The sequence below is a fragment of the Bradyrhizobium sp. genome, assembly GCF_027451485.1.
Classification (GTDB): Bacteria; Pseudomonadota; Alphaproteobacteria; order Rhizobiales; family Xanthobacteraceae; genus Bradyrhizobium.
Window position 1 is genome coordinate 1 of the sequence record NZ_DAIDJE010000214.1, and the last position, 16,770, is coordinate 16,770.

20 protein-coding genes and 1 pseudogene are annotated in these 16,770 nt (G+C 61.4%); 4 read left to right on the forward strand and 17 right to left on the reverse strand.

The window, feature by feature from the left end; translation table 11 throughout:
- The 11 genes from NEZ08_RS25140 to NEZ08_RS25190 form a co-directional block, all read right to left on the reverse strand.
- The coding region (locus NEZ08_RS25140) for a sensor domain-containing diguanylate cyclase (protein ID WP_298113351.1) at positions 1–1,293 on the reverse strand (1,293 nt) is incomplete at its 3' end.
- Between the two features lie 213 nt (positions 1,294–1,506).
- Positions 1,507–2,829, reverse strand: coding sequence for a Tol-Pal system beta propeller repeat protein TolB (tolB, locus tag NEZ08_RS25145; RefSeq protein WP_298113353.1), 1,323 nt, complete (start codon positions 2,827–2,829; stop codon positions 1,507–1,509).
- A gap of 23 nt (positions 2,830–2,852) precedes the next feature.
- The gene (locus tag NEZ08_RS25150) at positions 2,853–3,788 is read right to left on the reverse strand and encodes a protein TolA (RefSeq protein ID WP_298113355.1); all 936 of its coding nucleotides are present in this window, start codon (positions 3,786–3,788) and stop codon (positions 2,853–2,855) included.
- A 52-nt stretch (positions 3,789–3,840) separates the two neighbouring features.
- On the reverse strand, positions 3,841–4,314 hold the full coding sequence (locus NEZ08_RS25155) for a biopolymer transporter ExbD (protein ID WP_298113357.1): 474 nt from the start codon (positions 4,312–4,314) through the stop codon (positions 3,841–3,843).
- A gap of 39 nt (positions 4,315–4,353) precedes the next feature.
- The gene (tolQ, locus tag NEZ08_RS25160) at positions 4,354–5,067 is read right to left on the reverse strand and encodes a protein TolQ (protein ID WP_298113358.1); all 714 of its coding nucleotides are present in this window, start codon (positions 5,065–5,067) and stop codon (positions 4,354–4,356) included.
- A 595-nt stretch (positions 5,068–5,662) separates the two neighbouring features.
- Complete coding sequence (locus NEZ08_RS25165) at positions 5,663–6,139, reverse strand: DUF2852 domain-containing protein (RefSeq protein WP_298113360.1); 477 nt, start codon at positions 6,137–6,139, stop codon at positions 5,663–5,665.
- Positions 6,140–6,241: 102 nt separating this feature from the next.
- Positions 6,242–6,955, reverse strand: coding sequence for a TetR/AcrR family transcriptional regulator (locus tag NEZ08_RS25170; protein WP_298113362.1), 714 nt, complete (start codon positions 6,953–6,955; stop codon positions 6,242–6,244).
- A 266-nt stretch (positions 6,956–7,221) separates the two neighbouring features.
- Positions 7,222–7,587: a hypothetical protein gene (locus tag NEZ08_RS25175; RefSeq protein ID WP_298113363.1), complete on the reverse strand. Its 366-nt coding sequence runs from the start codon at positions 7,585–7,587 to the stop codon at positions 7,222–7,224.
- A gap of 38 nt (positions 7,588–7,625) precedes the next feature.
- Positions 7,626–8,045 (reverse strand): YciI family protein, encoded by a 420-nt coding sequence (locus NEZ08_RS25180; RefSeq protein ID WP_298113366.1) that lies wholly within the window; start codon positions 8,043–8,045, stop codon positions 7,626–7,628.
- 115 nt (positions 8,046–8,160) lie between these two features.
- On the reverse strand, positions 8,161–9,360 hold the full coding sequence (locus NEZ08_RS25185) for a serine hydrolase (RefSeq protein WP_298113369.1): 1,200 nt from the start codon (positions 9,358–9,360) through the stop codon (positions 8,161–8,163).
- A gap of 33 nt (positions 9,361–9,393) precedes the next feature.
- A complete protein-coding gene (locus tag NEZ08_RS25190) occupies positions 9,394–9,777 on the reverse strand; it encodes a cupin domain-containing protein (protein WP_298113372.1) in 384 nt (127 codons plus the stop codon).
- Between the two features lie 97 nt (positions 9,778–9,874).
- On the opposite strand from NEZ08_RS25190, the gene NEZ08_RS25195 reads away from it, so the two are divergent.
- Positions 9,875–10,663 (forward strand): SDR family NAD(P)-dependent oxidoreductase, encoded by a 789-nt coding sequence (locus NEZ08_RS25195; protein ID WP_298113377.1) that lies wholly within the window; start codon positions 9,875–9,877, stop codon positions 10,661–10,663.
- Positions 10,664–10,745: 82 nt separating this feature from the next.
- Positions 10,746–11,186, forward strand: a complete 441-nt coding sequence (locus tag NEZ08_RS25200; RefSeq protein WP_298113380.1) for a hypothetical protein — start codon at positions 10,746–10,748, stop codon at positions 11,184–11,186.
- Positions 11,187–11,208: 22 nt separating this feature from the next.
- Here NEZ08_RS25200 and NEZ08_RS25205 read toward each other — a convergent pair whose 3' ends face one another.
- The 4 genes and pseudogenes from NEZ08_RS25205 to NEZ08_RS25220 all read right to left on the reverse strand — a co-directional run bounded on the left by NEZ08_RS25205 (position 11,209) and on the right by NEZ08_RS25220 (position 13,647).
- The gene (locus tag NEZ08_RS25205) at positions 11,209–11,622 is read right to left on the reverse strand and encodes a VOC family protein (protein ID WP_298113383.1); all 414 of its coding nucleotides are present in this window, start codon (positions 11,620–11,622) and stop codon (positions 11,209–11,211) included.
- 32 nt (positions 11,623–11,654) lie between these two features.
- Positions 11,655–11,759, reverse strand: a pseudogene (locus NEZ08_RS25210) (polyketide cyclase); the annotation flags it as partial.
- A gap of 245 nt (positions 11,760–12,004) precedes the next feature.
- Positions 12,005–13,282: an RNA polymerase sigma factor gene (locus tag NEZ08_RS25215; RefSeq protein ID WP_298113386.1), complete on the reverse strand. Its 1,278-nt coding sequence runs from the start codon at positions 13,280–13,282 to the stop codon at positions 12,005–12,007.
- On the reverse strand, positions 13,279–13,647 hold the full coding sequence (locus NEZ08_RS25220) for a YciI family protein (protein ID WP_298113389.1): 369 nt from the start codon (positions 13,645–13,647) through the stop codon (positions 13,279–13,281). The genes NEZ08_RS25215 and NEZ08_RS25220 overlap by 4 nt, the downstream gene beginning before the upstream one ends.
- A gap of 125 nt (positions 13,648–13,772) precedes the next feature.
- Here NEZ08_RS25220 and NEZ08_RS25225 point away from each other — a divergent pair, with 125 nt between their 5' ends.
- Complete coding sequence (locus NEZ08_RS25225) at positions 13,773–14,744, forward strand: glyoxylate/hydroxypyruvate reductase A (protein ID WP_298113394.1); 972 nt, start codon at positions 13,773–13,775, stop codon at positions 14,742–14,744.
- A gap of 25 nt (positions 14,745–14,769) precedes the next feature.
- Here the strand turns inward: NEZ08_RS25225 and NEZ08_RS25230 are convergent, their stop codons facing one another.
- Positions 14,770–15,423 (reverse strand): TetR/AcrR family transcriptional regulator, encoded by a 654-nt coding sequence (locus NEZ08_RS25230; RefSeq protein WP_298113397.1) that lies wholly within the window; start codon positions 15,421–15,423, stop codon positions 14,770–14,772.
- 95 nt (positions 15,424–15,518) lie between these two features.
- Here NEZ08_RS25230 and NEZ08_RS25235 point away from each other — a divergent pair, with 95 nt between their 5' ends.
- A complete protein-coding gene (locus tag NEZ08_RS25235; protein WP_298113400.1) occupies positions 15,519–16,163 on the forward strand; it encodes a glutathione binding-like protein in 645 nt (214 codons plus the stop codon).
- Between the two features lie 32 nt (positions 16,164–16,195).
- On the opposite strand, the gene NEZ08_RS25240 is transcribed toward NEZ08_RS25235, so the two are convergent.
- Positions 16,196–16,663, reverse strand: a complete 468-nt coding sequence (locus NEZ08_RS25240; protein WP_298113403.1) for a nuclear transport factor 2 family protein — start codon at positions 16,661–16,663, stop codon at positions 16,196–16,198.
- Positions 16,664–16,770: the final 107 nt, after the last annotated feature.

A 16,770-nucleotide genomic window follows, 5' to 3' on the forward strand; every position in this document is an offset into this window, starting at 1 on the left:
CAGGTGATCGACGATGCGGCGCGCCAGCGCGGCAGCCTCGTCAGGCAACCTGATGTTCTGCTGGAATACGACGAATTCATCACCGCCAAACCGAGCCACGAAATCCTCAGGCCGCAACATCGCGCGCAGCCGATCGGCAACCGCGCACAACAATTGGTCGCCGCAGGGATGACCCAGCGTATCATTGACCTGCTTGAACTGGTCGAGGTCGATAAACAGGAGCGCCGACGTCTGATCGGTGCCGTGCGGGACGGCAAGCAGATGCTCGATCTCGTCGCGGAAATTGACCCGGTTCGGAAGCCCGGTCAGTTCGTCATAGCGCGCCAGATGCGCGATCCTGGCTTCGGCGTCGCGCCGCTCAGTGACGTCCTCGAGCAGGACCACAGCCCCACCATCTGCCATCGGCTGGAACGCCCAGGACAGCGAGCGGCCCCGCGCGACATTCGGGTCGGTGGTGATGATGCCCTTAGCTTGCGGATTTTCGATTTCGGTAAGGATCATGTCAGCGTTCGCCTGCGAGATCGACCCCGCATCGACGCAGGCCGCAAGGATATCAGAACCCCTCGGGCGCATATGCGCCAGATCGGCCGGCAGCCCCATCATCTCGCCAAAGCAACGGTTCATGACCGCCAGCCGCCCGTCGTTTGTAAACATGCACAGGCCGTGAGGCATGTTGTTAAGGGCGGTATCGAATTGAGTGGCGAGCGCCGCCTCGCGTTCACGGGCCACGACTGCCTGCATGAATATCCTATGCAGGTTGGCCGAAAGCTGCATGATCGCCAGCAGAAATGCAGCGCTTACGACTGACATCGCGACGTAATAGGGTGTGCCGTGCAACGCCAGCGCGATCACCGCCGGACCGAACTGAAGCACAGCTTGCAGATGGAATATCGATGGCCGTCCGTAGGCCCGGCCGGCGCCGCCCGCCACGATGCCGGTGGCCACGGACAGGCAAATCATGTGGGCGACTGCGTCGTCACTGAAGAACAGTGTGACGAAGGTCCACGCTCCAATCGCGCCGGCTTGGACTAGCGCGCCTATCCGATAACGTGTTTGCAGATGCGCTGCGTCATCGGAAATTAACATCGCTTTGCGCGACTGGTATCGCTGCAGGTCAAAAGCCCGCACAGCACCGGAGACGATGAGAAGCACGACGCATGCCCAGATGCGATCGTCGCCGGTCTTCAGCGCCGTCATCGCCGCCCCGATGGCCACGAAGATTATGCCCGTAAGCAGCGGTCCCGGGGCCTCGAACAGCGAATCGATTGACGCCGCCCGAACCGACGGTGACATCTTTCGGCCTGTTTCCATGGGACGCTTGGTCAACAGCATCTCGCGCATGCTTCCTTTGCGCGGAAAGTCTTACCCCCAGCCGGTGAAGTCTTTCTGAGGGAATATCGTTACCGGGATGTTGTCGTTCGTCCCAATCGCCCGGAATCTGCCCGCCAAATCAGCCGGCTAACCAGGCAAGCTTTGCCCGCTATCATCCCCGCGGCTTCGGCACCCTCAGGAGAGCAGCGGCGACCACGCCGGATCAGAGGCGTAGCCGGGAGTCGGCTGGCGCTGTTCGAAGCGGCCGGAAATATCCACGGTGAACAGGTTCGGGCCGGGGCCCAGATCGCGGAAGAACATCACGACCCGCCCGTTCGGCGCAAAGGTCGGCCCTTCATTGTGGAAGCCGGAGGTCAGGATCCGTTCGCCCGATCCGTCGGGCTTGATGATGCCGATCGAGAATTGCCCGCCGCCCTGCTTGGTAAACGCGATGTAGTCGCCGCGCGGCGACCACACCGGGGTCGAATAGGTGCCTTCGCCAAAGGAGATGCGCTGGGCCTGGCCGCCGGCCGCCGGCATCACATAGATCTGCGGCTTTCCGCCGCGGTCGGATTCGAACGTGATGTAGGAGCCATCAGGTGAATAGGAGGGCGAAGTGTCGATCGCCGGCGTGTCGGTCAGGCGCGTGGTCGATTTCGAGCGCAGATCCATCACAAACAGGTTCGAATTGCCGCCCTGTTGCAGACTCATGATCACACGCTGGCCGTCCGGCGAGAAACGCGGCGAAAAGGTCATGCCCGGGAAATTACCCACGATTTCGCGCTGCCCGGTTTCGACGTTGAGCAGATAGACGCGCGGCTCGCCCTGGCCGAACTCCATATAGGTGATTTCCTGGGTCGACGGCGAGAAGCGCGGCGTTATCACCAGATCGCTGCCGCGGGTCAGGTAGCGGACGTTGGCGCCGTCCTGATCCATCAGCGCCAACCTTTTGACGCGCCGCTCCTTGGAGCCGGTCTCGTCGACGAACACCACGCGGCTGTCGAAATAACCCTTCTCGCCGGTCAGACGCTCATAGATCTGGTCGGAGATGATATGGGCGATCCGGCGCCAGTTTTCGGGCTGGGTGAAATATTGCTGGCCGGCCAGCGGCTGGCCGGTCGCGACGTCCCAGAGGCGGAATTCGGCCTTCAGCCGTCCGTCGCCCTGCCTCGTCATCCGGCCGGTGACCAGAGCCTGCGCGTTAATGCTCTTCCAGTTATTGAACTGCGGTACGGCGTCGATGTTGACGACCTTGTCGATGTAGGCCGCCTGGTCGATCGGCGCGAACAATCCGCTGCGCTTGAGGTTGTTGGTGATGACCTGCGTCACACCGACCCCAACGTCTCCATCGGACGGCGCGCCACCAACAAAATTCGGGATCGCTATCGGTACTGGCTGGAATTCGTTCGGGTCGATGCGCAGACGCTGCGCCAGAGTTGCTCGCGACCCCAATATCGCAACGGCCGATCCTGTCGCCATCATGAAGCGGCGCCGGGTAAAGGACTTCATTTCGTTCATCGCACTGCTTTCAAGTTCGGGTCTCAGAGCATGTCTTTCAGGCTGAAAGTCATGCCAATATATTTCCAGGTCTCGTACTGCTCCTTCGGCAGGAAGGAATAGGCCTGGCATTGGACAACCGCACGCGCGGCGTTCTCGGCCATGGCTTTACCAATCGATTCCGAAGGCCCACGCACGGCGACGATGGTAGGCTGGGAAGCTAACGTGCCATCAGGCCGCAAATAGATATCGATGTCGGCCTCGAATTTGTCGGCATTCAAGCCGTTATACGGAAAATTGAAGCAGCGCCGGACGGCTGCCGCGAATGCGCCGCGCCAGGTGGCAACGATGGCCTCGGCCTTGCCCTTTGACGTCCCGAGCGCGGCATTGGAGTTCAGTGTATCACCCGTGACCGCCTGGTGCGCTGGATCGCGCTTGTCGAGGAGAGCAGCGATTTTGGCCTCGTCGAACACGCGTTCTTTCGGCTTCTGCGGTTTCGGCGGCGTCGCAGCTTGCGGCTTCGGCGGCGGCTTCTTCTCCTCTTTCTTCAGTGCCTCTGCGATCGGGTCGGTCATGTCGGGCTTTTTTTCGACCTGCTTCGGCTCGGGCTTCGGTTCACTCTTCGCGACCGGCTTCGGCGGATCAGGCTTTTTCTCAACCGGCTTTTCCACGGGCTTCGGCTGCGGCGGCGGCGCCGTTTCGGTCACAACCGGCGTCTTGTCGATCTTCCCCATGATATCGTCCTGGGGAGGCTTCGCTTCCGCGACCTTCTCCACCAACGGCTTGGGATTTTCCTTCTTGCCGGACCGCATACCGGCCGTGACCTTGGCGAGCTGGTCGGCGGAGATCACGTCGACAGGAACCGTATCCTCTTCCGGCATCACAAAGGCCTTGGTGGAAAACGTAAACAGTCCCCAGCCCAGCACGAGGACGTGCAGGACAATCGAGGCCACCACCGTCTTGTCGACTTTGACCTTCAAAGTCAGGCTTTCCGTTTCAATCCCAAAGGCGCTTCGCGCAGAACCATCATTCTCAGGAGCCCTGCTCGGGAATGATGACAATATTGGCCTTGTATCCGGCCGCCCGTATCTCGCCGAGCAGTTTCATCATCTCCGCATAGCAGACGTCCTTGTCGCCGCGCAGGTAAACCACGCTTTCGGATTCCGACCGCGTCTCGCGGATCGCCTTGATTTTAGGCAACAGGTCCGCGGGCGCTATCTGCGTATCGCCAAGGTAAAGGTCGACGTTCGAGTTGCAGCCGCCGCTCGTGCGCTTGACCGACAGCGTCAACGGAGGCTGGTTGGAGGAAGCCGATTTTCCGCCTGCGGCGACGGGCAGGTCGATGTCGATGTTCGACGTCATCAGCGGTGCGGCGACCATGAAGATGATCAGCAGCACCAGCATCACGTCCACCATCGGCGTGACGTTGATCTCCGCCATCACGGCGTTCCGCCGGCCGCGGCGCCGGCCGCCACCGCCCGGCGAACTCGCGATGTTCATCGCCATGATTCGGTGCTCACATCTCGCATCTCATGGGCGGGGCCCTTACGCACGCTCGTCGATCTGACGCGACAGGATGGCCGAGAACTCGTCCGCAAAGCCCTCCAGGCGCTGAGCCTGCCGATTCACCTCGGAAGTGAACTTGTTATAGAAAATGGTCGCCGGGATGGCGGCGATAAGGCCTATTGCCGTAGCAAAAAGCGCTTCCGCGATGCCCGGCGCAACCACCGACAGCGAGGTGTTTTTCGAGGCGGCGATCGACTGGAAGCTCGACATGATGCCCCAGACGGTTCCGAACAGGCCGACGAACGGACTCGCGGAGCCGACGGTTGCCAACACGAGAAGCCTTCGTTCAAGCCGTTCGATTTCACGCGCGATCGAGACATTCATTACCTTTTCGATTCGCATCTGAAGGCCTGCAAAGGACCTTGCGTGGCTTTCAAAAGAGCGTTTCCACTCGCGCATCGCCGCAACGAAACAGGCCGCCATCGACTGCGTCGGCTTGGCGGCAAGCGTGCGGTAAAGCTCCTCGATCGATTGACCGGACCAGAACGCCTGCTCGAACCGATCCATGGCGCGGCGGGTGCGTGAATAAAGGATCACCTTGTCAATGGCGATCGCCCAGACCCATACCGAGCAGGACAATAAGCCTAACATCACGCCTTTCACGATCCAGTGAGCGTGCCAGAACAGGGTGATCAGCGAGACGTCAGCGGATGGCAGCGGCAAGGCGGTTTGGGCCACGTCGGCCGGGTTCATAAGCGATGTCCTCTCAACGCTGGTGGAGCGGATCTGACATTGGCTGCCCCGACAGCCGCGGACTCATACATAGCGAACGTCAAATCCAGAACTCCACCAGAAATCTTTCTTTATATGCCAGCGCTCCCTTGGTTCTGACATTCGTAAGCGAACCCGCCGCGACTGGATATGGATGTCAAAACAGAGCACCAGTATCTCAATTCCCCGGTGGCCATGCGCGCGTGAATGCAAATGACCTCCGATCCTGCGGCTCCGCAAACACCGCGAGCGCGCACTCAACACCGGCACGCGAAAAGCCGTGACATATCGCAAGGGAGGCCGTCCAAAGCCGGCGCTGGCTTCCCCTGTCAACGTGTCAAAACGAGGGCTTTCCACGCGTCTTTTCGTCTCCCACCAGACGCCATTCGTGGTTAACAGCCGGTTACCATAGCGGATTTCGGCCGGCGGAAATACCGGCCGACTGAGGGCTTAAAAAGCGCCCGTAAGCGACCATTTTGCGGCTGAAATGAAAAACCGCCCGTCAGCTTTCGCAAACGGGCGGCTCAGTCGCCATCAGGTCGCAAGGGGCGTTACGCCTTCAGGCGGGCTCCAGATGTCAGCTTTGCGGGTGCTCGTCGGACGGCGAGGCCGGCCGCGAACGATGCTGCGCCATGAAGAGATCGAACTCCTCCTTGTCCTTGGCGTGACGCAAACGGTCGAGGAATTCGCGGAATTCCTTCTGCTCGTCCTCAAGCCGACGCAGCGTCTCCATGCGGTATTCGTCAAAAGCGCGGTTTCCGCTGGACGATGGGCCGAATGGGAAGCCATGCCGCTCCATGCGGCTGCGCATCCGCTCCATTTTGTATTGCATCCGCTCCATCTTGTTCGCCCAGCGATCCTGATGACTCCAGCAACCCATTTTTCTGCTCCCGAGTGTGAAAAAGAGAAGGGCAAGACCGATCGGCCACCAGATCAGGAAGCCGAGAATCGTCACGGCGATCCAGCCGGGATGCCAGGGCGAATGCAGCATGCGGGGGTGGTGATACTCGTCGGTCGGGCCGCGCCAACGATTGACATCTGCGGTGTAGGCCATCTGCCTCTCCATCGGCTTATGCCGTTGTGAATGTAAATAACATTTACATACTTAGATCGTTCGAACCTGTTGTCAAGCGCGGCCGGGCGAGCCCTGTTCACATTATCTTGGCCGGCCCCAGGGGCCGCCCGGTGGCGGACCGGCCGGGTTCTTCTCCGCTTCCTGAGCCGCCGGCCGCCGGTCGGTCAAAAAGCCGAGGCCGCGCAAGTAGATCAGCACCTCGGCTTCCAGAAGCTCTTCCGCAGACATTGGCAGCTTGCGCCGGGCCCCATCACCCCTCGCAAACAACGAGGCGATACCGTGCGACATCGACCAGATGTGCAGCGCCATCATCAGCGCCGGCGGCCGTGGCGTGCCCGAAGGCGCGAGCGCGGCGAGCCGCTCCGCCGCTGCGCGAATGACGGCAAAGGCGCGCTCGGCCGCGGCCTGCAAGCCCGCATTGACGTCGGTGGCAAGCCCGGATTCGAACATCGCGGAATAAAACGACGGCTGCTCGCGCGCAAAGGCGAGATACGCCTTTCCGACCCGCTCGAACGCCGTGACGGTGTCGGGACGTCCATCGTCCCAGGCCTGCGAGAGCGCCGATTCAAATTGCTCGAAACCACGCTGCGCGATGCTCGACAGAAGTTCGTCGCGGTCTCGGAAATGCCGGTAAGGCGCCGCTGGGCTGACACCGGCAATGCGCGCAGCGTCGGCAAAGGTGAAACCCGCCGCGCCCTTCTTCGCAATCAGGTCGAGCGCCGCCTGCAAAAGCGCCTCCTTGAGATTGCCGTGATGATAACCGCGTTCGCTGCGGCCCTGATCTTTCCAGCTCATGTAAGAGATATTTACATGAGCCCGGCAGCGATTTGAAGCCCACGAGCGGCGCTCGCGGTCTCCAAGCCAAACGCGGCTAGCGCTTCGCGTCGCCCGATACTTCCCTGGTGCCCACTTTCCGAAGTTCGTGTTACGCCTCAGCACCCACTTTCACGACCTTCGGAAAGTCATGGGCACTAGCTAACTTATTGATTCTAATACCGCCTCATCGACCTGAAGTCCCTGATCAAATTCGCCGCTTGTGCAGGGACTTCAGATCGGCGGTACTAGCCGCCGGGGATCGGCAGCACCGGCATCACCTCGACAGATTCGCCGGGGAAGATCGAGAAATGCGGATGGTCCTCGAACATTTTCGCGGCCGCCTCATGCGAGGCCGCACGAACCACCGTGAAGGCGCCCATTGCATTGGCGACATCGGCAATCCCCTGCGAATCGATCTTCTTTGTCTTGCCGAGCGGCCCGCCCATCTGGACGAGAGAGGCCTGGTGCTTCTCGACCCAGGCCTTCCATGCCGTTATCCCGCGCATCTCTCTTGCTTTGCGGTCCGTCTCCGACAGAGCGTTCCAGTCGGCCCACTTCGGACTGTTCTTGCTACCAAGGAAGACGGCGAGATAGGTGTCATTCGTGCTCATCCGATTTCTCCTGTTTTCAGTTTGCTTGGAAGCTCCGATCAGCGCACGGGCAGGCCGTGCTGCATTTCGGCGAAACCCGCCGCCGCTTTCTGAACGTCGGGTGGAAAGTCCGTCACTTCAAAGACCTGACGAATTTCGATGGTTTCGTTGTTGGCAGCAGGACAGCGCTTGGCCCAGGCGATCGCCTCCTCCCGGGAGGTCACGTCGATCATCCAGTAGCCGCCGATCACTTCTTTCGACTCGGTGAAAGGGCCATCGGTAACGACAGGCTTGCCGTTCTCGAACGAGACGCGAACGCCCATGGAGGGCGGATGCAAACCGTCCAGCGTGATCAGGACACCGGCTTCCTTGAGCGCCTCGTTATATTTCATCATCGCCGCGACGGCTTCGGGTGAGGGTGTCGCGCCCGGCGCCGCGGTCTCATACCCCCGCGGGATCATCAGCATCATAAATCGCATGGTCGTCTCCGTTCCTATTCCGTCTCGACAGATCCCGGACAAACCGGCGCTCTCAAGCAAGACGATTGGCCTGCCGCAGTCCCGACAGCGCCCGGAGAATTATTTTTAAGTCCCGTCAGCCGGCCGAGAGTTCGCCGAGCGTGGTCCAGAAATCGGTGAATATGGCTGGAGGCTTCGGCGAATCCATGACCCGCTGGGTGAGCAGGATGCCGGTGAGTTGCGCCTGCGGATCGGAATACCAGGACGTTCCATAGCCGCCATCCCAGCCGAACCGGCCTTGCGAGGCATTCGGATCATCCAGCGCGGCGAAAACCGACAGCCCAAATCCCCATCCGCGGGCGTTGCCGAGGAACAATTGGGACTCGCGCTTTTCGTCGGCTTTGATGTGGTTCGTTGTCATCAAGGCTACCGATTCCCGCGATAACACGCGGGCACTGCCGAGAGCGCCGCCTTCCAGCATCATCTGGGCGAAGGCGTTGAAATCGTCCGCCGTGGAAACAAGACCCGCAGCGCCATTCTCGAAAACGGGCGGATTTGAGAACCGGCCCGTCACCGGGGGATCGAAAACCTTCAGCTGCCTTGCCGCATTGTCCTGCATATAGGCGGTCGCGAACCGGTGCTGCTTCTCCTTAGGGCAATAGAACGCGGTATCCTTCATTCCGAGCGGCGCAAAAATGCGCTCGTTCAAGAACTCGCCGAGTGTGATGCCGGCAACCCGCGGGATCAGAACGCTGAGGATTTCGCTGCCGCCGTTGTAGAGCCAGCTTTCGCCCGGCTGATACGCCAGCGGCAGGCGGCTGTAGCGCTTGATCAATTCGTCGGGCGGATAGGAAGGAAACACCGGCCCCGGCGCGAGACCTGCTTCCGCATAGGCCCGCTGGATCGGAAAACGATCGGGAAATACTGGAATGATGCCGTAGCCGCAGCGGAAGGTCAGCAAATCACGCAAGGTGATGGAACGGCGCGCCGGCACTGTTTGATGGACCAGCGAATCCAGCCTGAGCAGCACCTTGCGGCCGGCCAGTTCGGGCAGCCATCGGTCGACGGCATCATCAAGGGCGATCTTGCCATCCTCGACCATGACCATCGCAGCAGCGGCCGTGATCGGCTTGGTCATCGAGGTGATCCGGAAAATCGAATCGCGCTTGATCGGCGAGCCTTCGAAGGCGAGCCGGCCAATCGCGTCGGCATGAACTCGCCCCCGATGGCTCACCAGCATCACGAGGCCCGGCAGATCGCCGCGCTCGACATAGCCGGCCATCACACCGTGCAGGCGATCCAGACCCGCCTTCGAGAACCCGCCGTCAATCGTCATCTTTATCGCTTTCCTTGTTTTGAGCTCGCCTGCTTACACCGGAACCCAGCGCCGCACCACGTCGGTCGCGCCTTTCGGCAAGCCTTCGAAAATTGGCGAGGCCAGCACTGCATGAAGGTGCAGCGTTACGGCGCCACGATTGCGGAATCCATGCAGCCGATGAGCCGGCACAATCAGCGACTGACCGGCCGTGACGATCATGTTCTCCCGATCGATCCACATTTCGGCCTCGCCGGCCTGCACCGTCAGTACCTCCTCGACTGGATGCGAATGGGTGGGCGCCCCGCAGCCCGGCGCGACCCATTGCTCGAATACACAAAGTTGCGTCGCGCCATTCAGAGCCGAGATTAGCATCCGGGTTTTGACGCCTGGGCGCCACTCTTCGAGCGGACGGTCATTTGGGTCATGGATCTTCATGGCAGTCGTTCTCCGCTCTTGCTCGTCCGAAACAAAGCAGAGGCCATGCTTCCGTGCTAGAGAAAGACATGCTCGTCGACGACAAGATGGATAAGGTATGACTGCTTCTTCGCAAAAAGTGGCTCTCGTGACCGGCGCTGCCCGCGGCATCGGACTTGCCGTGGCCAAACGTTTCCTTGCCGACGGCTTTGGCGTGGCCTTGCTCGATATCGAGGGCGACCTGCTCGAAAAGAGCGTGTCGGCACTGGACCGGCCCGAGGCTACGCTCGCGTTGAGTTGCGACGTTTCAAACGCCAGTTCCGTCGCTTCGGCCTTTGCCAGGATCGAGCGCCGCTTCGGAAGGCTCGACGCACTCGTCAACAATGCCGGGGTCGCAGTGTTCGCGCCGCTGATGGAAACATCCGATGCGGACTGGAGCCGCGTGCTCGCGGTCAACCTGACCGGGCCATTCCTCTGCACCAAAGCGGCGGTGCCATTGATGCGCCATCATGGCGGCGGGGCCATCGTCAACATCACCTCGATTTCAGGGCTGCGCGCCTCGACCCTGCGCTCGGCCTACGGCACCAGCAAGGCGGGACTGGCGCACCTGACCAAGCAACTCGCCGTCGAATTGTCCGAGTTCGGCATCCGCGTCAACGGCGTGGCCCCGGGACCGGTCGACACCGCGATGGCGAAAGCGGTTCACAGCCCGGCAATTCGCGCCGACTACCACGACGCCATCCCACTCAACCGTTACGGTCTCGAGGAAGAACTGGCCGAGGCGGTGTTCTTCCTGTGCAGCGACAGGGCGAGCTACATCACCGGTCAGGTTCTCGCCGTGGACGGCGGCTTCGATGCAGCCGGCATCGGACTGCCTACACTGCGCGGGGCGAGGCGCAACGGATAGCGTCCCTCCGACGAAGGTGCGAGGGAACCTTGCCGCAGGGCTTGCGATTGCTTGCATGCCCAAGAAGAAGGAAGCTCCCGACATGCGTACATTTCTCTCTGGAATTTGTGCCATCGCCGCGGTGCTGTGCACGCTTGCCGCTCCGCCGGCCCGGGCCGAGATCCGAATCCTGGAAAGCCCTGGCGGGCAGGTCGGCCCCTTTCTCGACCTGTTCGAACGCGTGCGCGACTCCGGTGAACGCGTCGTCATCGACGGCCCCTGCCTTTCCGCCTGTACGCTGGTGCTCAGCATGGTGCCGGCGAACCGCATCTGCGTGACGCGGCGCGCCGTGCTCGGCTTCCACGCCGCGCGCTCGATGGACAAGCGCGGCCGGATGTATGCCGAGCCGGAAGCCTCCGCCCTGGTGCTCCAGGCCTATCCGGCCGGCGTGCGCAATTGGATCGTTCGCCGCGGCGGATTGACTTCGCATCTTCTGTTATTGCGAGGACGCGAACTGGCGTCCCTCTACCCGAGGTGTCGCTGATCAACCCGACGGCCGCGCCCGTCTACATGCCTTCGAGCGGCGAGTTGACCATCCAAGGGATGCCGAACTTGTCGATGCACATGCCGAAGCCCTTGGAGAAAAACGTCCTGCCAAACGGCATGTTGAGACTGCCACCTTCGGCGAGCGCATTGAACTTGCGCTCGGCTTCGGTGGGATCATTGATCGTGATCGAAATCGCGAACCCTTGCGGCTTGTGAAAATGCTCGGGCGATGAATCCGACGCCATCAGCACCTGGCCGTCGATGGACATGCGCGCATGCATGATGAGTTTTTCCCGGCCGGGCCCCGGCTTCATATCCGCCGGCCCCTCGTCAGCGCGCAGCATCATCTCGATTTTGCCGCCCAGCACCTCTTCGTAGAACCTGAAGGCGGCCTCGCAATTGTCGTTGAAAAATAGATAGGGATTGATCTGCATCGCTTCCTCCTGGCTGGTAAATTTCGCCTATTCTCGGCGAGCTTCTTCAGATTGGCGAGGCCGGCTTCGAAGTCCCTGCCAATCATCGCGTCGAAATTCATGAACACCTGCATGACCTTCGACATGAACTGCGACGGGACCCGCACCGAGGCCCGTGATTGCGGAGACCGCCAGCCTGAGGCCGCGCACGGGGTTCTGGCGCGATCGATAGCCGATCCGGCCCAGCACCTCCATGACGACCCGCCACGGTGCGAGCTTGATGATGCCATCAAGCAGCAAGATCATGATCTGGATGGTCTGAATGTTCATCTTGCGTCCCCTGGAGAACAGGCGCTCTATCCTGTTGACGAACGGGGAGACTGCGGACCGACAGACTTGCCAATTATTTTTTGTTGACGGGGCTCAGGCCCTGCGGCTGGCAGTCGCGCATCAGCCGGTCGAGATGCATGCGGATGTGAGCGGCTTCCGCCGAGGTGTTGGCGAGCGCAATGGCACGGTCGAAGGCGACCCGAGCCTCATTGTTGCAGCCAAGTTGCATCAGGAAAGCGCCGCGGACGCCGAAATAGTGAAAGTAGTTGGAGAGCCGATCGCCCAGCGGCTCGATCATCGCCAGCGCAGCCTCAGGTCCGCGGACCTTCGATACGGCGACGGCACGGTTGAGTGTAACCACAGGCGACGGCTGCATCACCTCCAGCGCGCCGTAGAGCAGATCGATCTGCGCCCAGTCGGTATCTTCAGGCCGAGCCGCGCGCGAATGCAGCGCCGCAATCGCCGCCTGCACCTGGTAAGGCCCCGAGCGGCGATGCCGCATCGCCTTCTCGATCAACGCGACACCTTCCGTGATCAAGTTCTGATTCCATAGCGCCCGATCCTGATCTTCGAGCAGCACCACTTCTCCGTTTGCATCGAAGCGCGCGGGGGCGCGCGCGTGTTGCAACAACAACAGCGCGACCAGCCCCATGATCTCTGGTTCGCTTTGAAACAGCCGAAGCAACAAGCGGGCCAGGCGGATTGCCTCCTCGCAAAGCGGCATTCTGATCCCGGAGGTCTCGCCGCTCGCCGAATAGCCTTCGTTGAAGATCAGGTAGATCATCGCCGCCACCGCCGCGAGGCGTTCGCTGCGCTCCACCGCGCCCGGCGCCTCGAAGGGAACGCCGGCCTTGGCGACACGCGCCTTGGCTCGGGTAATGCGCTGCTCCATCGCAGGTTCGGAAACCAGAAAGGCGCGGGCGATCTGCTTCACCGAAAGGCCTGAGACGATGCGAAGCGCCAGCGCAATCTGCTGCGTCGCCGGCAGATCTGGATGGCAACAGATGAACAGAAGCCGCAGGATGTCGTCGCGATAGTGTGAGCCATCGAGCCGGTCGGCAATCTCCTCCTCGGCGTCATCGAGATCGGAAATTGCCGCCTCATCAGACAACGCCTCCTGCTTGTTCGAGCGGCGTACGTCGTCGATCGCCGCGTTGCGGCCGACCATGATCAGCCAGGCGGCCGCATCGCGCGGCGGGCCTTGTTGCGGCCAGCTTTTCAAGGCGCGCAGGCAGGCATTCTGGAAGGCTTCTTCGGCCGTATCGAGGTTGCGGAAATAGCGCAGCAGGGCGCCGACGGCCTGGGGTCGTGCCGAGGTCAGGGCAGCATCGATCCAGGCGACGTCCGTCACTTGGCGCGCGCTCCCGGTTCGAACATGCCGACAGGGCGAATTTCATAGGCACCACCGGGATTGGCCGCGCCGAGTTCGCGAGCGACGTCGACGGCGGCGTCGAGGTTCTCGCAGTCGATGATATAGAAGCCAAGAAGCTGCTCCTTGGTCTCGGCATAGGGACCATCCAGCACGACCGGCGGGTCGTCCTTGCGCAGCGTCGTGGCGGCGGTGGTCGGCAGCAGCCGGGCCACAGGGCCGAGCCGGCCCTCCTTCTTAAGTTTGTCCTGGACCACCGCAAGCTTCGACATGACGGCTGCGTCCTGCTCCTTGCTCCAGGAGCCGACGAAATCCTCGTCGTGATAGCAAAGTATGGCATAGAGCATGGGTAAGGACTCCTTTGTACCCAAGGACGTAGGGAAGGGTGACGATCCGACATTGCTTACGGAAAAATATTTGTGCTGAAAACATGTCCCGGTAAGGTCGGGGCCGAGTTCCGGAGAAAGACTGAATGACGACAAAAAGGGGCACGCTGGCCCTGCTGATCCATGGCGGCACCGAAAACTGGTCGCCGGCGCGCTGGAAGCAAAGATTCGATGAGGTGTGCGCCGACCGTCCGGTCTGGCTCGCGGCAGAAGGCGGCGGCGATCCGGCCAGCGTTCATTATGCCGCGGTATGGAAGCCTGTGCCCGGCGAATTGGCGGGATTCCCGAACCTCAAGGTCATTTTCAATCTGGGCGCCGGGGTGGACGCGCTGATGGCCGACAAGACCTTGCCGAAAGTGCCGCTGGTGCGCGTCTCGGTCGGCGATCTCACACATCGCATGAGCGAATATGTCGCGCTGCATGTCCTGATGCACCACCGGCAGGAGCTTTATTTGCGTGAGAGCCAGCGCGCGAAGCGGTGGGCGCCGAGATATCAATGGCCGGCCGGCGCGATCACGGTCGGAATCATGGGGCTCGGCACGCTAGGTGCCGATGCAGCGGAGGTTTTGGTCCGTCTCGGCTTTCGCGTCGTCGGCTGGAGCAACAGCCCCAAACGGATCGATCGCGTCGAATGCTTTCACGGCAAGGAGCAGCTCGATGTCTTCCTGCGCCGCACGGACATTCTGGTTTCGCTGCTGCCGCTGACGCCCGACACACGCCACATCCTCAACCGCGAGCTTTTCTTAAAGCTGAACCGGTCCGGGCCGATGGGTGCGCCGGTCGTGATCAATGCCGGCCGCGGCGGCTTGCAGAATGAGGTCGATATCCTGTCCTGTCTCGACGACGGAACGCTGGGCGCGGTTTCGCTCGACGTCTATGCAACCGAGCCGTTGCCGCCGGACAATCCGTTCTGGACCCACCCGAAGGTCGTGCTGACGCCGCATAACGCCGCCGACACCGATCCCGACGAAATCTCGAAATATGTCGCGCGCCAGATCGCGCGTTTCGAGGCCGGCCAGTCGCTGGAAAATCTCGTCGACCCGGCGCGGGGATATTAGCCTGCTATGCCGGGGCAGCGATAGCTCACGGCATTCCGCCCCCGCACATCACGGCAATGGCGCCGTTCGCGATGGCCTCGAGCTCGTTGCGGGGTACCCTTGCGCGTGAGCGGATCGCGAGAGTGTGAATGGTCGCGGACGCCAGTTGCGCCAGCACGCCCGGATCGGCCGACGGTGGTAATTCGCCTTTCTCCTTGGCGCGGCGGAAGCAGGACTCGAAGGCCTTGTCCAGTTCGGCAAACCCGTCCAGCACCATCGCGCGGATCTCCGGATCGGCCACCGCCTCCGAAGCCGCCGTCATCACGGTGAAGCAGCCTTGCGGCGCCGAGACGTCAGCCACGTAGATGTCGAGCGCCGCCGCATAGATACGCTTCAGCCTTTCGCGGATCGGCATGTCGCCCCGGAAAATCTCGATCATCGCCGCACGGGCATCAGCGCGGTAGCGGGTATAGCTCTTGATATAGAGCTCGCGCTTGTCGCCGAACGCGCCATAGAGGCTCGGCCGGTTCATGCCGGTCGCCGCGCTGAGATCGTCGAGCGAGGTCGCGGCGAAACCACCCTTTCGAAACAGATCGAGCGCCTTGCCGAGCGCAACGTCCGGCTCGTAGGCGCGCGGCCGTCCGCGGCGCCTGGGCCCTTGCTGCTTGATTTCCGGCAAATTCTTACCTTTTTGTACCATTTCGCAAAAAACTATTGACGCCGCTTATATTATGCGAAACAGTATGAAAATCAATCTTGCTCGAATTGCCCAGCGCGCCAAACCGCGAGGAACCCATGGATATCTATTTCTCACCGCTCGCTTGTTCGCTTGCCACCCGCATTGCGCTCTACGAAGCAGGTAAGGAGGCGACCTATTTCGAGGTCGATCCGAAGACCAAGGTGGTGCAGAGCGACGGATCGGATTTTCGCACAATCAATCCGCTTGGACTGGTGCCGACGCTGCGTACAGACGATGGACAGGTGCTGACCGAGAACGCCGCCATCCTGCAATATGTCGCCGACTGCTTCCCCGAAACGCGCCTCGGCACACCGTCAGGCCTGGAGCGAAGCCGGCTGCATCAATGGCTCTGCTTCATCGGCACCGAACTGCACAAGGGACTGTTTGTGCCGCTACTCGACAAGAAGGCTCCGCCGGAAGCCAAAGCCTATACGCTCGAAAAGGGCCTTTCCCGGCTCGATTATCTTGAAAACTATCTCAACGGGCGCGAATTCCTGCTCGATCATTTTACAGTCGCCGACGCCTACCTCGTCACCGTCATCAACTGGACGATGGCGACACCGCCGATTGAACTGGCGAAGTGGCCGGCGGTGAAGGCCTACTATGAACGGCTGCGCAATCGCCCCAGCATCGCCAAAGCGATCGCCGAGGAGTTCGAGATGTACAAGGCTGAAATCGCAAGGCACAAGGCCGCGGCGTAAGGGCGCGCATCTCGCGGTCGAGCTGCGGCACCTCAAAACGGATCGTCGCCTAACCCCGGTACATCAGCCGGCCGCGGTCCCGGCGCCAGCCAATGAAAGCGGCGGTGTTCTTCGGCGATCGTGATGTCGTTGATGCTGGCCTCGCGTCTGCGCATCAGGCCGTGCTCATCGAACTCCCATTGCTCGTTGCCATAGGAGCGGTACCACTGCCCGCTCGCATCGTGCCACTCATATTGAAAACGCACCGCGATGCGGTTGTTGTCGAACGCCCAGAGATTCTTGATCAGGCGATAATCGAGCTCTTTTTCCCATTTGCGCTTGAGAAAGGCGACGATCGCCGCGCGGCCCTGGAAGGTTTCCGAACGATTGCGCCAGCGGCTGTCCTCGGTATAGGCGAGCGCGACGCGTTCGGGATCGCGTGAATTCCAGGCATCTTCCGCCATGCGCGCCTTCTGCGCGGCGGTTTCGCGGGTGAACGGCGGCAATGGCGGACGCGACATGATGGCCTCCCGGCTCTTTGATGCAGCAAGACTATCGCTTCGATCGAGACAGTTCGATGGCCGAGTCCCTATCGGGTAATTGCAGGAACCAATCGATAAACTTCCGT

What these genes read in the sequence shown, in the direction of transcription:
- tolB (WP_298113353.1), bottom strand. Translation starts at nt 2,829, where the DNA reads ATGAACGAAATGAAGTCCTTTACCCGGCGCCGCTTCATGATGGCGACA.
- NEZ08_RS25155 (WP_298113357.1), bottom strand. Translation starts at nt 4,314, where the DNA reads ATGGCGATGAACATCGCGAGTTCGCCGGGCGGTGGCGGCCGGCGCCGC.
- tolQ (WP_298113358.1), bottom strand. Translation starts at nt 5,067, where the DNA reads ATGAACCCGGCCGACGTGGCCCAAACCGCCTTGCCGCTGCCATCCGCT.
- NEZ08_RS25165 (WP_298113360.1), bottom strand. Translation starts at nt 6,139, where the DNA reads ATGGCCTACACCGCAGATGTCAATCGTTGGCGCGGCCCGACCGACGAG.
- NEZ08_RS25170 (WP_298113362.1), bottom strand. Translation starts at nt 6,955, where the DNA reads ATGAGCTGGAAAGATCAGGGCCGCAGCGAACGCGGTTATCATCACGGC.
- NEZ08_RS25175 (WP_298113363.1), bottom strand. Translation starts at nt 7,587, where the DNA reads ATGAGCACGAATGACACCTATCTCGCCGTCTTCCTTGGTAGCAAGAAC.
- NEZ08_RS25180 (WP_298113366.1), bottom strand. Translation starts at nt 8,045, where the DNA reads ATGCGATTTATGATGCTGATGATCCCGCGGGGGTATGAGACCGCGGCG.
- NEZ08_RS25185 (WP_298113369.1), bottom strand. Translation starts at nt 9,360, where the DNA reads ATGACGATTGACGGCGGGTTCTCGAAGGCGGGTCTGGATCGCCTGCAC.
- NEZ08_RS25190 (WP_298113372.1), bottom strand. Translation starts at nt 9,777, where the DNA reads ATGAAGATCCATGACCCAAATGACCGTCCGCTCGAAGAGTGGCGCCCA.
- NEZ08_RS25195 (WP_298113377.1), top strand. Translation starts at nt 9,875, where the DNA reads ATGACTGCTTCTTCGCAAAAAGTGGCTCTCGTGACCGGCGCTGCCCGC.
- NEZ08_RS25200 (WP_298113380.1), top strand. Translation starts at nt 10,746, where the DNA reads ATGCGTACATTTCTCTCTGGAATTTGTGCCATCGCCGCGGTGCTGTGC.
- NEZ08_RS25205 (WP_298113383.1), bottom strand. Translation starts at nt 11,622, where the DNA reads ATGCAGATCAATCCCTATCTATTTTTCAACGACAATTGCGAGGCCGCC.
- NEZ08_RS25220 (WP_298113389.1), bottom strand. Translation starts at nt 13,647, where the DNA reads ATGCTCTATGCCATACTTTGCTATCACGACGAGGATTTCGTCGGCTCC.
- NEZ08_RS25225 (WP_298113394.1), top strand. Translation starts at nt 13,773, where the DNA reads ATGACGACAAAAAGGGGCACGCTGGCCCTGCTGATCCATGGCGGCACC.
- NEZ08_RS25230 (WP_298113397.1), bottom strand. Translation starts at nt 15,423, where the DNA reads ATGGTACAAAAAGGTAAGAATTTGCCGGAAATCAAGCAGCAAGGGCCC.
- NEZ08_RS25235 (WP_298113400.1), top strand. Translation starts at nt 15,519, where the DNA reads ATGGATATCTATTTCTCACCGCTCGCTTGTTCGCTTGCCACCCGCATT.
- NEZ08_RS25240 (WP_298113403.1), bottom strand. Translation starts at nt 16,663, where the DNA reads ATGTCGCGTCCGCCATTGCCGCCGTTCACCCGCGAAACCGCCGCGCAG.